Here is a 15,006-nt window from a genome sequence, read left to right as displayed (position 1 = left end):
CTATTGTCTACAAGCTGAAAGAACCTCTTAGAGGTTCTTTATTATTATGTTATGTCTATTTTTACTTTATCCCGGCTTAGAAACCCTCATTGTTTTTAACAGTAACCATGTTCACACAATCCTTTCAAACCGAATTGTTGTTGATATATCTTGTTCTTGTCTCGCAAAGAATTTCTTTTAGACACCTCAAACCTTTTCATATGTTTTACAATCTCCACATCCAGTTCCTGACTTACTCTAAGAATCTCATCAGGATTGCCCTCTTCCCATATTAAATGAAGTTTGTTACGTAATGCTTCCAACCGTGACATATAATCAATCCTCTTCATAACAATTTTTAAGTCTTTATAAAAAGTTTAATGGATTTTATCGCACGGCTACAGTACCAAAGGTCACTAAATTTTTATGCTTAAGGCATTTTTTTGTTAAAAAAATAAATAAAAAAAACTAATTTAAACAACCGTTTTTAAGTTGTTTAAATTAGCTTTTTATTAATATTCTTAAAGAATACTTTGTTGATTTCCGGACTCTTATACTGGTATAAAATTTAAATTATCTTTCCCCAAAATATAATCTAATTTCTTTCACGGCCTCGTCAATTCTCTTATTTAGATCTGCTACAAAGCTGCTTAATTCTTCAAAGTCTCGATGCTTTAGCTTGAAATCTAAATCCTTAGCACTTTCAAATACTAATTCGGTTCTATAACTACTGGCAATACCTTTGATGTTGTGTACGGATTTTCTAATAAGTTCAACTTCATCTAAGATTACATGACTATTAACCCTTTCTCTCTCCTGTATCAATTCCTCAACAAAAACCGTGTAAAGGTCTTTCAGAGTATCGCAATCTAGTCCTAAATCCTCTTTAAAGCCAATTATATCCACTATTCTCTGACTCATTCAGGTTCTCCTTTATTTAGAATCTTTTCACTAAAACCACAAAAAGCACAATATTAATGCTACTCGCATTACTTTTTCAACCATCTTTGGATCAGTTTATCAAAGTCCTTCATAATAATTGGTTTACAGATATAATCATCCATTCCTGCTCTAAGGCATTTATCGCGATCCCCTTCCATGGCATGAGCGGTCATGGCAATAATTACTGTATCTGTGTTTAATCCTTCATTCTTAATCCTGCTAGAAGCTACATACCCATCCATTACAGGCATTTGACAATCCATTAAAATAATATCGTATTTTGTTGTCTTGCACATTTCCACAGCCTTCTGCCCATTCTCAGCTAACTCAGTCGTATATCCTAATTGTCCCAACATAACAATTGCTAGCTTTTGATTTGCTAAAGTGTCTTCCACCAGTAAAATAGTTAATTTTTTATTTTTTATTGACTTACTTGTCAGTAACTTTTCTTCTTTTCTCACATTTGAAAATTCACCATTTAACTCCTGCTGAGCACCATAGTCGGTTGTAAGTAAGTCTCTGCTTAGAATCTGTATATTCTCCTGATTAAGATTAGTGTTAGAATAGGGCTTATCTAATTCTAATTCAATTAAAAATGTAGATCCTTTGCCCAAGACACTATTTACACTTATCTGACCGTGCATTAGTTTTATAATCTGATGGGAAATGGCCAGACCTAGACCAGTACCTCCGTATTTTCTTGTTGTTGAGGTATCTGCTTGTGAGAAAACAGTAAACAACCTTGGCAACACTTCTTTGCTTATGCCTATTCCGGTATCACTGATTTCTAGTTGGATCTTTACACTTTTTTCCCTTTCCTCCCTAAGGATAAGCTTTAAATCAACTTCTCCTTTTTCTGTAAATTTAAAGGCATTACCTAGAATATTATTAAGAACTTGCCTTAGCCGATTAGGATCCCCGCTTAACCATTTAGGAACGCTTTGCGCAATAAACAAATTGATTCGGATACCCTTATGGTTCGCTTTAGGAACAAAAAGGTTTATTGAATCATTTACCAAGGCATGCATATCGAACAGAATATTCTCAAGCTCCAGTTTATCTGCTTCGATTTTCGAATAATCTAAGATATCATTGATAAGCAGCAGTAGAGCATTAGAAGCTGATTTTATTTGCCCTAAAAACCCTCTTTGTTCATTCGTCAAATTTGTTCTCGATAACAATTCTACAAAGCCAACAATTCCATTCATAGGGGTTCTTATCTCGTGGGACATATTAGCAAGAAATTGCCCTTTCAGAATACTGGCGGTCTCTGCGGCTTTTTTCGACTCTTCTAACTCCTCATTGATCAAACTTCGCTCGATCGCTTTCTCTAAAGAATTAGCAAAAGCTCGTAAAACAGAAAACTCTGCCTCTGACCATTTTCTCTCATTAGTACAATCATCAAAACCCACAAATCCCCAGAAATATGATCTTACGAAGACGGGAATTACTGCAATGGATAAAATGTTTTGACTCCCAAGGATTTCCCGGGTTCTGTCATCTTTAAGCTCTTTTACAATTCCAAAATAAGCTTCTCCGTTGATCAGCGGTTCAATAAAACTATATATCTCAGGAAAAGGAATTCCCTGTAAGTCCGGATTAGTTATCTGAGCTTCGCTTGTACCTGAATTCCATTCAACTTTTTGATTAGCATACCGATTTCCGTCCACATCCGTCGAGTTTTGGAACAAATAAATTCTATCGGCCCGAGTCGCAGTACCAAGCAATTCAAAGGAATTCTCTACTGCAACTAAATAATCACTGCAATCCAAAAATTCTTTAATTGACATAGCAACAGCAGATAGTATCTTTTCTTTTTTATTTAATTCCTCTTCAGCACGTTTTCTCTCTGTAATATCTTCAAAACACTCAATTCCACCAGTGACTTCACCCATTTTATTTCTTATAACAGCCACATTTTTTGATATATATCTTCTATTTCCATTCTTGTTAATGATTGTACAAATTTTTCCAACAATTGGTTGAGGCGCTTCGTTTAAAATAAGTCCACACTGCTCATTACAAGGATCCTCTGCAAACAAGCTGCAGTTTTTTCCAACAGCTTCTTCCATTGTGTAACCAGTTAAATGTTCTGCCCATTTATTCCAGCTTAGAATCTTCTTATTATTATCAACTGAAAAGACAGCACTTGGAACTGTATTCAGCAGCATTTCTGCATAGTCTGTTTGAACCTTTAATTGCTTTTCGACGAGTTTTCGGACAGTGATATCCCGGGCAATCCCTATTAGCCCTGCTACATTGCCGTTTTCATCATAAAATGGCGTTTTAACAGTTTCGACATCTGCGCTATCACCATTTGACAAAGCTATCTTCTGTTCATAAACCTTCGATTTTTCAGATTCTAATACTTCAATATCTTTTTGCCTAATGAACTCAACCATACTTTCATCTTCTAGTAGCTCTTTATCCGTCTTATTTATGACATCTTCCTTCTTTAATCCGACAAATTTATTGGCAAAAGCATTATTGCACCCTAAATAAGCTCTGTTATTATTTTTGAAAAAAACTAAATCTGGTATCGCATCAATCATCGATTCAAAAAAACGCTGCTGATTTTTCAAACTTGAGATATCTTTGCTTATTCCAAAAGCCACATTTTTCCCAAGCCATTTGCCAATAAACACACGAGTTTCTACAAAAACATATTTACCATCCTTTGTAAAAAGAGGAATCATGTTTTTGTATAACTGGCCTTCAAGCATCATTTGCACAGATTTAAAAGCCTCTTCATGTCGTTCAGGGGGATAAAGATGCAAAATGTTTGCCCCTAGCAATTCTTCTCTAGAATATCCTAACTTTTCCGTTGCGGATTCATTGACCTCAATAATTGAGCCAGATTCATTAACTATGAACACGTAGTCTTCAATGATATTAAATAGAGTTCGTAAAGTATCCATTGTTTCATTCATCATCTCTCGGTAATCAAACTCCATTTTATGCACCTCCATATTTGATGCAGGGAATGACATAGAAAGGATATCAAAGAACTTTCGATATTCTTTGATAAAATCCCTTTAATTCTGCAATCATATTTCATAAACCTTTATTTTTCTCGGTTCTATTAAGCATTCCATTTGTCTAAAAAACCTCCTTCAAGCATGAAAAAGCTGTTTATCATAAACCATGTTCATGAAAAACAGCTCACTTTGTGCAAGTCATAAATATAATGTTTTCTAACATCCGAACAGAATCTTGAGCACTTTCCTGCTAACATTATGTTCCAGGTATTCAACAGGAGGTTCCCAATCGCAACCCATGCTTAAAGCAATTTCTACGGCTCTTGAAATGTTTTCCGGTTCGCAGCCAGAAAGAATATTGCTGCCCGATTCCACAGTTTCAGGACGTTCTGTTACATCTCTTAGGGTTACATTAGCTGTTCGAAACAGACTACACTCCTCTTGAACCGTCCCACTATCACTTAAAACACAGAAAGCATTTTGCTCTAAACAAACAAAATCAAATAGCCCCAATGGTTCTACAATCTTAATCCCGCCTCCTTCAAGAATCTTACTTTGCTTTTGCAATTGAGATCGGGTTCGAGGATGGAGACTACAAATAAGCGGGATTTTGTAGTCCTTATATAATTTATGCAATGAGGCTATAAATTTGCTAAGGCGCACCTCATCATCTACATTTTCAGCTCGGTGTAAGGTTACCAGAAAATAACTTTTAGAATTTACCCCTAGGGTTTCAAGAACTCGGCTTTGCTTAATGTTATCAGCATAATAACTTAGAACTTCCCTGATAGGATTTCCAGTAACAAATATGCGCTTTCCGTCGATTCCTTCCTTTAGAAGATTTGCTCGACTACGTTCTGTATAGGGCATTAGCATATCACTACAATGATCAATGATTCTACGATTAATTTCTTCCGGCACTCGGTCATCATAACAGCGGTTACCCGCCTCCATATGGTAAACCGGAATATTCAGCCTTTTGGCTGACATAGCTGCTAGCGCACTATTAGTATCTCCTAGAATGAGTAACCGGTCGGGTCTTTCATTGATCATTAGCTGTTCACACTTATAAAGTATTTCACCGATTTGGCCCATCATAGTTAAAGACCGACAATTCAATATATAGTTGGGAGATCGCAACTCAAGATCCCTAAAAAAAATATCATTTAATCTTTGATCATAGTTCTGCCCTGTATGCACAAAAACATGATCACATACTTTATCTAAGAGGGGAATAATTCGGCTTAAGCGAATGATTTCCGGACGTGTACCTAAGATCGTCATAATTTTCATTTGCATATTCCCTTTCATTGATACAGTAAATTCTAATCAAGAAGGAGCAAATACTTGCTCCTTAAATAGGATTTTACAGCTACCCATAGTCTTAGCACCCTAGATCTACCATTGTTTTGATAGTATTAGTGCTTCCGTCTAGAACCGTAACATTGTTACTGTCATGATTAGTAATGTAAATCAAATTAGCTGTTTGATTTACATTTACTCCTTCTGGGAAGGCTTCTACCCTCACAGTTGTTATAACAATATGAGTTAACCCATCAATAACTGAGACACTATGACTACCCCAATTTGTTACATATATTCTGTTGGTCTGGGGATTAACCCCCACCCCCATAGGATTAGAACCTACAGTAATCTCGGTTATTACCTGATTAGTACTTCCATCAATTGCTGAGACACTGCCGCTGGCAAAGTTCGCAACATAAATTAGATTTGTTACGGGATTAATCCCTACTCCAAAGGAGCCTGAACCTACTATTATACTTCCTATTAGAGTATGAGTGTTTCCATCAATCACTGATATTCTTCTACTGCAGGGATCCAAAAGATAAACTCGGTTAAGAGCGGAGGGAATAGACGTTTTAGGCACTTCTACCGTCATACCTCCATTATCAAGCGGAAAAAGTTGTGCCGGAAGGATATTATATTTCATGGTCGACCTTCCGGCATCATTCTTACCTAAAACCGTGATTTCAACATCATCTAAACTAGAAATGAAGTGAAATTCAAAAGCCTCAAACAGTGCATAATAGTTTTGAATAACTACCTCTCCGGGAGCCAAAGTCAGCAAATCTAAAACGTACTCTTTTTTTATCTCTCCATTCCAATAATATCCATTTACTCTAATAGTATTGGCTATCAGCTCTTTATTTGTTACTGTAACCGAAACTGTTGAGCAGGGTTGTATGCCGGAAACTCTAGTATTTTCTATCAATCCGGTTGTCAGCGAAGCCATTATATGCCTCCTTACAATTTACTTAACCATTCAGGAAACAACTTTTTCGCCCTCTCTTGAACAATTACAGAACATTCTTCAAGGGGATTTTTACTCATATTTTCACCATGCCAGCGATATGCCAGCAAATGATCCGGAAGAAATCCACAGGAGTAATGCCTAAGGAATCGATACCATAAGTCGTAATCATGGGCTTGGGGCAGACCTACATCGAAATATCCTACAGTCTTTAATGCTTGAGTGCTCATCATTACAGAAGATCCATTTATAAAGCAACCCTCCATAAGCTTAGTCACCATTTCCTGTTTGTTAGGATAAAAAGGTGAGTTAACCTCATATTGTTTTTTACCGTCTGCGTCAATCACTATAAAGCTTGTGTAGCTAAAACCCAAGCTAGGATCACTTTCCATCAATCCAACTTGTTTTGAGACTTTGTCTTCAATAAAGGCATCGTCAGCACTTAACCAACAAATATACTTACCCATTGCCCTCGATAAGCCGAGATTTAGAGCACTGGGTGTACCCCCATTCTCTTTGTATATATAGTTAATTTTAGAGTGATAGGGCTTTATTACTTCTGCTGTTCCATCAGTTGAACCATCGTCAATGACTATTACTTCAAGATTCGCGTAACTTTGATTTATGACACTTTCAAGTGCATAAGGCAGGTACCGGGAGTGATTATACGTAGGGATAACCACACTAACTTTAGGGGGCAGCATTACTTTTCCTCCTTAATCTAGTAGTTTACTTCAATGAAGATAATATCTTCCTTCATTGAAGTAAACAAAACCATTCTAGATTTACATCTTCTTCTCCGTAAGGTAAATCTTTTTCATCCACTCTACCGTCTTAGGCAATCCTTCTTCCAGTAACATTTTTGGGTTGTGTGCCAGATCTGCCTTCGCCTTACTAATATCTGGTCGCTTGCTTACCGTATTGTGCTTATCTTCTGGTAGATACTTAACTAATTTTTGATTACCGCCTGTATATTTTAGCACCAAGTCGCTTAAATCTTTGACACTACGATATTCCGTTCCCCCGATGTTATAAACTTCTCCCGGTTTAAAATTATGGGCGACGTTGGCTATAGTTGGTATTAAATCATCAACATACATAAACACACGGTAGTACCCTTCATAAACTTCATATGGGATTCCCTGTAATGCCCGATAAATGAAGAGGCAAACAACGCTTCGATAGGAATGATAGTATTCTCCAGGACCATAAGCATTAAATAACCGCAGCCTGACGATAGGAGACTCGTATTTCTTTTCAAAGTTGATCACTTGCACTTCGTTTGCCCACTTAGTCAGCGCATAATCATTATGCTGAATAATCGTCTTTTTCAGAGGCAAATCTTCTGTTAACAAAGGCTCTATTGCTTCCCCATAGATTTCAGAAGAGCTTGTAAAAACAAGCTTGAAACCTTTCTTTAATTGCCATTCCAAAATATTCCTTGTGCCGATTACATTTGTTTTCCAGAGAGTGTCATAATAGTGCTCTCCATTGATGCGCCCAAACTCAGCTGCTAGATGGAAAACATAATCATAGTCCTGCTCAAAAACCCTCTCTAACTGACGATACTCAGAGATATCCGCTCTAATATACTTATCTCCAAGATAATGCTGTAAATCGACTTCCCAAACATCGTGTCCTCTATATTTGAGTACCTCTACTAATCGTGTTCCTAAGGTGCCCCTGCTGCCTGTCACCAAAATCTTTGCCATCATATTGCTCCTTTTTCCACTAATTTATATCACAAGAGCTGAAATGCGAAGAAAATCTCATACTTTCCTCAGCGGTCAATGCCTAACTTTCTGAAGTGAGGTAAGTCACTTAGGTTCTAAGGCCTTATGACGATCTAATATTACCCTGGCTTTATCCTCTCGGATGTTTTGAGAATTGTCTTCTTGCTGATTGATTGGATTAAAACCGGCTTCACGTAGTTCATCAGGAGAAAATAAGGAATCTTCAACTTTTACAGTTTTTCCGGCTGCCTCTAAAGCGCTAACTAAATCAACTCCTCTACTGTGCTTGAGATCCTTAACTCCTGTTTTATAGCTTATGCCCTTGAGCCAGACTTCTTTGCCTTGGCCAACCTGTGCTTGGATTCGATCTCTATAGTTTTGATCAGCAATTTCAGCACCCTCTAACAAGGCTGAGGAACAAACCGTTCTTAAAAAATTCATATCTTTAGGAAGACACTCTCCTCCAATTCCCCAATCAGTAGCTAGAAGCTCAACATTAGTTTTACTATTAACAGCTTTTCTTAATTCCTCGTAACTCAGGCCGTTCGTAACACAAAACCCGTAAATTTCCTGGGCAAAGGCAACATCCACATACCGTTTAACATTTTCAACAACTTTTGATAACTCAGCCACTTTAACATCTGAAACCTCTACCAGAGAGGGTACTAAAGGTTTATAAAACTCACGCCCCCTTTCCAGACATTCTTCTGTAAAGGCCCCCATTACTCTTGGTGTATCACAAACGGTTTTATCGACACCAAACATTACTCTGTGAGGAACATGAATTAAGAAAAGATCTGATCCTAATTCAAACCCCTTCTTTTCTAAAAACTCCCGAATTCGCACCATAGTTCCCGGAGGCAATGTGGATTCAATAGAGATTAAAGAGCCTGGGCGGATTATCATATGCTCGAGAGCTGAAAACAAATTTTGGCCCTGATTACCCGTAGAAGGTGCCATTAACCATACATCTATGCCTGTCAACGCCCAATAATCCGTGGTTACTCTATATCCCTGGCGTCGCAGCTCTTTTACTCGGCTTTCATTCACATCTACTCCAATGACCTCTCCGGCAAATTTCTGGTCCAGATAAGCGAACAAATTAAACCCAATATTCCCTAACCCCACGACACAGATTTTCATTATAGGAACCATCCTCCCCCAATATCATCACTATAGGTTATGGCAGTCCACTCCTTGTTGACACAAACATAAGCATATAACCCCTAGAAATAATTCATCAATAATCGTTTTTTACCCATATCTTGCAACCTTGCAGCTCGAAATGACATAGACTGAAAAGACAATAACTTTTTGGAGGACAAATATGAAAATAGTCATTCCTGTTGTAAGCTTGGAAACTGGGGGGACACGCTTTATTTATCAGTTAGCCAATGAAATGGTAGATAAAGGACACAATGTTGAGATTGTACTTCCAGAAAACGCGGCAGTTGCTTGGCCACTGCAAGCACAGGTTACAAGAGTTAAAGAGCTCACTCCCCATACAATCCCCTCAGCCGATTTTATACTTCCGAATTTTTATCCCACTGTTTTTCCAGCCTGGGAATCAAAAAAAGGCCGCGTCGTACGACTTAGCCTAGGTTATGAACCCTTATGGGTTGCCGAAAAAGAAAAAGCGTTAGCTTCTTACCATATCAATGCTCCGATAATTTCCATATCAGAATGGCATCGGCAAATTATTTTACAAGAAACGGGCATCAACAGTACGGTTATTCCTGGAGGGGTTGATACCTCTGTTTTTTCACCCTGTCCAAAAAAGTCTCTTTCTACGGGAAGATTAACAATTGCTTATATTCTTCGCTCCAGGGAACACGGCTATACCTGGAAAGGCTCTGAAGATTTTTGGGAAGCATGCGGGAGTTTAACACAATTGGTTCCAGGGTTTGATATACAGGTTGTAGCCCCGGAAGGAGCAAACTACCAAGCACCTCTTCCTTATGAGATAGTGAAAGCTCAAGCAGACAGCGATATGGCCCGTTTCTATGCTCAAGCAGACATTTTTGTCTCAACGTCTTACTTTGAAGCCTTTTCTATGCCTCCTTTAGAGGCGATGGCTTGTGGAACTGCGGTAGTGACTACTGACAACGGCGGAAATCGTGACTATACAAAAAATGGGGAGAACTGTTTTCTCGTCCCCCCTAGTGATACTCATCAACTAACCCTTGTACTTGCTCATCTTTTAACTCAGGAAGCAGTACGAAATCGCGTTGCTCTTAATGGGTTACAGTTTGCACAATCTTGGACTTGGCGGCATGCCGCTAATAAGTTAGAAACTTTACTTTATCAGTTAGCCCAATCCTAATGCTTTCATCCCTTGTATTACTCAAGCTGTTATTAGTCTCGGTAATAATATATTCCAAAGTTAGTTCCTCAAACACGAAACTCTGGTTTTAACCCCAGATTTCAATTTTAACAATCTTTCCAAGCCAAAAGGGCATCGACAGGTGTAGCATTTTTTCCATAGACCTCTAAAAAAGCCTTATTACTCTGATCATGGAACTTGCTAAAAATTACAGTGTTATACCCCAGCTTTTCAAAATCTTCAACTTCCCATCCTGATCGATGCCTTTGGAAGCTTTCTCCTCCTAAATTATAATGGTCGATATCAAGTTGACGAAAAAAACCTCTTGGAGTAAAGATAACCACTCTTTTGGTTGCAATTTCTTCCACTTGATTCAAGACATCCAATGCATCCTCTTTCTCAAAATGCTCAATAACATCAATCATAGTTACGCTATCTATCGACTTAGGCAAAAATAGTTCTCTAAGACGCTCTGCCCTATAATTTAACTTTAAAAACTTTTCACTCGCCCTAGCATTCTCGAGGTAGGGCCGATGCGCATCAACTCCAATTTTAATTGGACAACTAATTTTTTCGAGAGTCTCACCTACTCCACAGCCTACATCAAGGACTGTATTAGAATCTGAAAGTAGTTCATTAATCAAATTAAGGAAGTCTTTATGATTTACTACGTTGATCACAGGCCGAACATCCTTCCATTCCAAATTTCTTTCTTTATTATCGTATTCAATACTTCTTTTAAAGTACCAGCGATACACAATTACCCTGCATGAAAGCATAGTATGTAGTACCGGAAAGCAAAGGGAGGACAAACTATGAAAATTGTATTTCCTGTTCTTAGTTTAGAAATGGGTGGGGGAGCCCGTTTTATCTATCATCTTGCCAATGCCCTTTTTGATAAAGGACATGACGTTGAAGTTGTAATGCCCGAAAAAGGACTCCAAGTATGGCCACTTCGTACCAAATTGAGACGAGTAAAAGAGCTTACCCCTGCCGCCATCCCTTCAGCGGATTTCATACTTCCAAATTTTTATTTAACAGTCAAACCAGCCTGGGAGTCTAAAAAAGGTAAAGTAGTCCGGTTAAGTTTAGGGTATGAACCTCTATGGGTCCCTGAATCACAAGCAGCAAAACAGACTTATTTAATTGGTGCTCCAATCATGTCCATATCACAGTGGCACCGCCAACTTATTCTTCAGCAAACCGGTCTGGAAAGCACAGTAATTTCCGGGGGGGTAGATATTTCGACATTCCGCCCTTATCCTAAACCTTCTAACCTTACGGGTCGAAAGAACATTTTTTACATCATGCGTGATCCTACTTCAGGATATACCTGGAAGGGCGGTTCGGATTTTTTGGAAGTTATTAAACAAATTAAGGGACAGGTCGATTTTGACTTAACAGTTTCAATTCCTGAGAGTGCTCAATTTGCCTGCCCTGTTCCTTGCCGGGTTAAGACCTCGACTACGGATCAAGAGCTTGCCCAGCTTTATGCTGAGGCAGACCTCTTTGTTTATACCTCCTACTTTGAAGCATTTGGTCTGCCTCCCCTTGAAGCTATGGCCTGTGGTACCGCAGTTGTAAGTACAGACTGTGGCGGAAATCGTGATTACGTCAGAAGTGGTGAAAACTGTTTATTAGTTCCCCCTAGTGACGTTGATCAGCTTCGTTCAGCTGTCTACCATTTATTGACAAAGGATAATGAACGTCATCGTTTAGCAAATGCCGGGCATCTTTTCGCTCAAACCTGGACTTGGCAGCGTACCGCTGATCAAGTAGAGGCATTTTTGTTGAGCCTTAAATAAGAACATGATAAAATACGCACTTCTGATTGGCAGTATTCGGCAAAATTCTTTTTATTAATTCAGAGTGCATTAATAAATTTTAACCGGGGCCGAGCTTAGGCCCCATTTTCATATTTCCTTAACTACGAAACTATGCATTCAATGTAGTCAGAATCAAGGCTGACTTCATACAATAGTAAAAATGTTTTAGGAGATTATTCAATGGATTATGAAGTTGTAATTATATCTCATAGACCTCATCTCTGCAGAGGCGCTCAACTATGCCTAAAGGCTCATAATTACAGAGTTTTTGATGGCACAAATTACCCCTCATTTTCAAAACTTGTTAACGACTGTATAACTTCAAGTAAATACGAAATAATTATTGTATGTAATGAAAAAGCGAGACCGACGCCTCAAGCAGTGGAAAAAATCTTGGTTATGTTAAACGAAGGCTGGGGGATTGTTGCGCTATTTAGATTCGGATTTTTCGGATTCAAGAAAGACTTAATCAGACGAATTGGTTTTTTTGATGAGCGCTTTATTGGTGGCGGCTATGAAGATGTCGATTTTGCCAGAAGGCTGAAAGAGGCTAACATCGGCTATTACGAGAGCGAAGAAATAGAATATATCTATTTGCCTACATCTTGGAACTACGAGAAAACAAATCTCTCTCGAAACCAATATTTTAGAAAGTGGAAAGAAGAAGCAAATCAAATAACTAGGCAATTAGCAGAAGAGGACTATCCCTATGATCTAGGCCCATTCCAAAACACAAAGTTTATCGAGTTCGAGAAGTCAGTATTACTTCCATATCACGGAAATATTAAAGAAATCAAAATGCAAACTGAATTATGCTAATTATATTAACAAACGTAATAAAATCTATTAAATTCCGAAGAATCCCCAAGGACCAAAACTGAATATTAATGTTCATAATAACAAAGGGTGAAAGCATTAATGCCGTCACCCCTTTAGTAAAAACTTTATCTTTAAAGCTTAGTTTAATATTGATATATTATTTTTCCTGCCAAGCCAATTGAACCTGACGCTTTCTACAAATTGTTAAGCCAGGTGAAAGCGGAATGGTCATTAACTCATATGATGATCCGGCTTCTCTTAACAACTGTTCTATGGCCAGATAGGCAGTTCCACACCATTCAGGCTGCATCATCTGCTCATTGCCTGGATGAGTATCATGCAATAAAATTAGACCGTGAGGGGCTACGAATGGAAAAAAATCTTTGAAGTCTTGTAACACTGCCTCTTTTGAATGATCCGCATCGATAAATAGCATATCAATCTGAAAAGGGTTACTTCTTACTTCTTCGGCAAATTCTTGAGTCGTACCGTTAAAAAAGCTGGTTTTGGAAGACTTTTGCATATAGTCCCCGGCTTCAGCACTTATATCAACACCAATTAGTTTTTCAGTGAAAGGAATCAGCCGATTAAAAAGTGCACAGTGATATATCCCTAATTCCACGTAGATCTTCGGCCTGACAAGGCTTACCAAGTTAACAATAAAATCTTCGTGCCAATTTAATAACGCCATTTTACTCTGCCTCTTTCTCTATTGTTTGTGATGTTTTGATTTCATTTTTATTAAAAATACCCTCTAAATATTTTTTGTTATACAAAATCTGGGTATTGTCTGGCCGATAGTTTCTAGCAATCTCATTATGCTCATAGGCTAATTCATACTTACCAAGGCGATCATAGCAGACACATAACTGTAAATGGGGTAACCAAGTCCAGCAAGCTTCATTTATAGGCCCCCAACTAATAGGCCTCTCTAATTGAGTAGCTAGTTTGTACCAAAAAGCACCTTGTTCATATTGCTCCCCATTTAAAAAATAGAATCCTAATCGACAGCAAAACTCAGCTCTTGGTGGAGCATATTGAAACGATTTCAGGATATATTCAAGTTGTTTATCTCGCCTCTCAAGTTTTTGGTAACAGTCTGCAAGTTTCCCACAAGCAGAGATATTATCCTCCACCCATCCTTGGTTTGTATCTAAAAAGTCCTTGTAAGATTCAATGGCCCGTTCATGGAGTTGGTGATCGAAGAGTTCATTTGCATAGTAATATAAATCCCGAGGGGAAAACGTTTCCCCTTTTACTTTACGCTTCTCATATATCTTAAGGTTACGGTCGGAATCATGACCTCCTATCCCTTTGTGAGTTACACAAATATCAGAATTTAAAATGCTGCCGTACACTTCCAAATACTCGTGTACTGCTCCGATCCATCGAAAATTTTTATTACGTTTTACCAGGCGATTCCTTCTTAAACTAAATGTAGCTAAACCAGACTGGTCAAAAGCCAACAGATAGGGCATATTCACAACATCAAATGCGGTATTAAAACTCTCTTTTAACTTGAGAAACTTGCCACGATCCAAATCCGAAAAGATATCATCTGCATCCAGCCAAAGAATATAATCCATAGTCGCTTTGCTAAAAGCAAAGTTGCGAGCTGCAGCAAAATCGTCAATCCAAGTGAATTCATCGATCTTATCTGTATATCGCCGTACAATTTCCTTCGTTCGGTCAGTAGAACCTGTATCAACTATTACAATTTCATCGGGAATTCCCTTCACTGATTCAAGGCACCTAGCAATGGTTTTTTCCTCATTGCGTACAATCATACACAAGCTAATAGTGATGGAGTTGTTAGACATGTTTACTTACTCCTCAAAAAGAATTAGTTATTACTCTATGGTATTCAGAATTCTGAGGAGTTGATCCATAGCTACAATTATATTTGTGATCCAATTCTAGTTCCAAATATCCTAACCAAAAGAAAAGGAGTAGACAATTACTTTTGATAGCAATTGATCTACTCCCAGTCGCATTGAGAAACCTTGTATTATCACTTCCCAGTCATTAAGGCCCAGTTGCTCCTGTAGCTCCAGTTGCTCCTACGTCTCCGGTTGCTCCGGTTGCTCCCGTTGCTCCTACGTCTCCGGTTGCCCCTGTAACTCCGGTTGCCCCT

Annotated in this window: 14 protein-coding genes; 3 read left to right on the top strand and 11 right to left on the bottom strand. The window is 38.3% G+C overall.

Annotation, left to right across the window (positions count from 1 at the left end; all coding sequences use genetic code 11):
- Positions 1-95: 95 nt before the first annotated feature.
- From DP73_RS23735 to DP73_RS18185, 8 genes are all read right to left on the bottom strand, one after another.
- Complete coding sequence (locus DP73_RS23735; RefSeq protein ID WP_034601487.1) at positions 96-311, bottom strand: Spo0E family sporulation regulatory protein-aspartic acid phosphatase; 216 nt, start codon at positions 309-311, stop codon at positions 96-98.
- A gap of 241 nt (positions 312-552) precedes the next feature.
- Complete coding sequence (locus tag DP73_RS18215) at positions 553-900, bottom strand: hypothetical protein (RefSeq protein ID WP_034601486.1); 348 nt, start codon at positions 898-900, stop codon at positions 553-555.
- 68 nt (positions 901-968) lie between these two features.
- The gene (locus DP73_RS22160; RefSeq protein ID WP_052090839.1) at positions 969-3,875 is read right to left on the bottom strand and encodes a PAS domain S-box protein; all 2,907 of its coding nucleotides are present in this window, start codon (positions 3,873-3,875) and stop codon (positions 969-971) included.
- 240 nt (positions 3,876-4,115) lie between these two features.
- Positions 4,116-5,192: a UDP-N-acetylglucosamine 2-epimerase (non-hydrolyzing) gene (gene wecB / locus DP73_RS18205; RefSeq protein WP_034601485.1), complete on the bottom strand. Its 1,077-nt coding sequence runs from the start codon at positions 5,190-5,192 to the stop codon at positions 4,116-4,118.
- Between the two features lie 91 nt (positions 5,193-5,283).
- The gene (locus DP73_RS18200) at positions 5,284-6,153 is read right to left on the bottom strand and encodes a YncE family protein (RefSeq protein ID WP_034601483.1); all 870 of its coding nucleotides are present in this window, start codon (positions 6,151-6,153) and stop codon (positions 5,284-5,286) included.
- 11 nt (positions 6,154-6,164) lie between these two features.
- Positions 6,165-6,875: a glycosyltransferase gene (locus DP73_RS18195; protein WP_034601482.1), complete on the bottom strand. Its 711-nt coding sequence runs from the start codon at positions 6,873-6,875 to the stop codon at positions 6,165-6,167.
- An 81-nt stretch (positions 6,876-6,956) separates the two neighbouring features.
- Positions 6,957-7,883, bottom strand: coding sequence for an NAD(P)-dependent oxidoreductase (locus DP73_RS18190; RefSeq protein WP_034601481.1), 927 nt, complete (start codon positions 7,881-7,883; stop codon positions 6,957-6,959).
- 105 nt (positions 7,884-7,988) lie between these two features.
- Positions 7,989-9,047 (bottom strand): NAD-binding protein, encoded by a 1,059-nt coding sequence (locus tag DP73_RS18185; protein ID WP_034601480.1) that lies wholly within the window; start codon positions 9,045-9,047, stop codon positions 7,989-7,991.
- A gap of 184 nt (positions 9,048-9,231) precedes the next feature.
- Here DP73_RS18185 and DP73_RS18180 point away from each other — a divergent pair, with 184 nt between their 5' ends.
- Complete coding sequence (locus DP73_RS18180; protein ID WP_034601478.1) at positions 9,232-10,227, top strand: glycosyltransferase family 4 protein; 996 nt, start codon at positions 9,232-9,234, stop codon at positions 10,225-10,227.
- A 107-nt stretch (positions 10,228-10,334) separates the two neighbouring features.
- Here DP73_RS18180 and DP73_RS18175 read toward each other — a convergent pair whose 3' ends face one another.
- Positions 10,335-10,988, bottom strand: a complete 654-nt coding sequence (locus DP73_RS18175) for a class I SAM-dependent methyltransferase (RefSeq protein ID WP_242865802.1) — start codon at positions 10,986-10,988, stop codon at positions 10,335-10,337.
- Between the two features lie 54 nt (positions 10,989-11,042).
- Here DP73_RS18175 and DP73_RS18170 point away from each other — a divergent pair, with 54 nt between their 5' ends.
- Positions 11,043-12,032, top strand: coding sequence for a glycosyltransferase family 4 protein (locus DP73_RS18170; protein ID WP_034601477.1), 990 nt, complete (start codon positions 11,043-11,045; stop codon positions 12,030-12,032).
- Between the two features lie 201 nt (positions 12,033-12,233).
- Positions 12,234-12,872 (top strand): glycosyl transferase, encoded by a 639-nt coding sequence (locus DP73_RS18165; RefSeq protein WP_034601475.1) that lies wholly within the window; start codon positions 12,234-12,236, stop codon positions 12,870-12,872.
- Positions 12,873-13,029: 157 nt separating this feature from the next.
- Here the strand turns inward: DP73_RS18165 and DP73_RS18160 are convergent, their stop codons facing one another.
- Positions 13,030-13,563, bottom strand: a complete 534-nt coding sequence (locus DP73_RS18160; protein ID WP_034601474.1) for a class I SAM-dependent methyltransferase — start codon at positions 13,561-13,563, stop codon at positions 13,030-13,032.
- 1 nt (position 13,564) lies between these two features.
- A complete protein-coding gene (locus DP73_RS18155) occupies positions 13,565-14,692 on the bottom strand; it encodes a glycosyltransferase (RefSeq protein WP_034601473.1) in 1,128 nt (375 codons plus the stop codon).
- Between the last annotated feature and the right edge of the window lie 314 nt (positions 14,693-15,006).

The sequence above is a fragment of the Desulfosporosinus sp. HMP52 genome (assembly GCF_000765145.1).
GTDB lineage: Bacteria > Bacillota > Desulfitobacteriia > Desulfitobacteriales > Desulfitobacteriaceae > Desulfosporosinus.
This window is presented reverse-complemented; position numbering and strand designations above follow the sequence as displayed.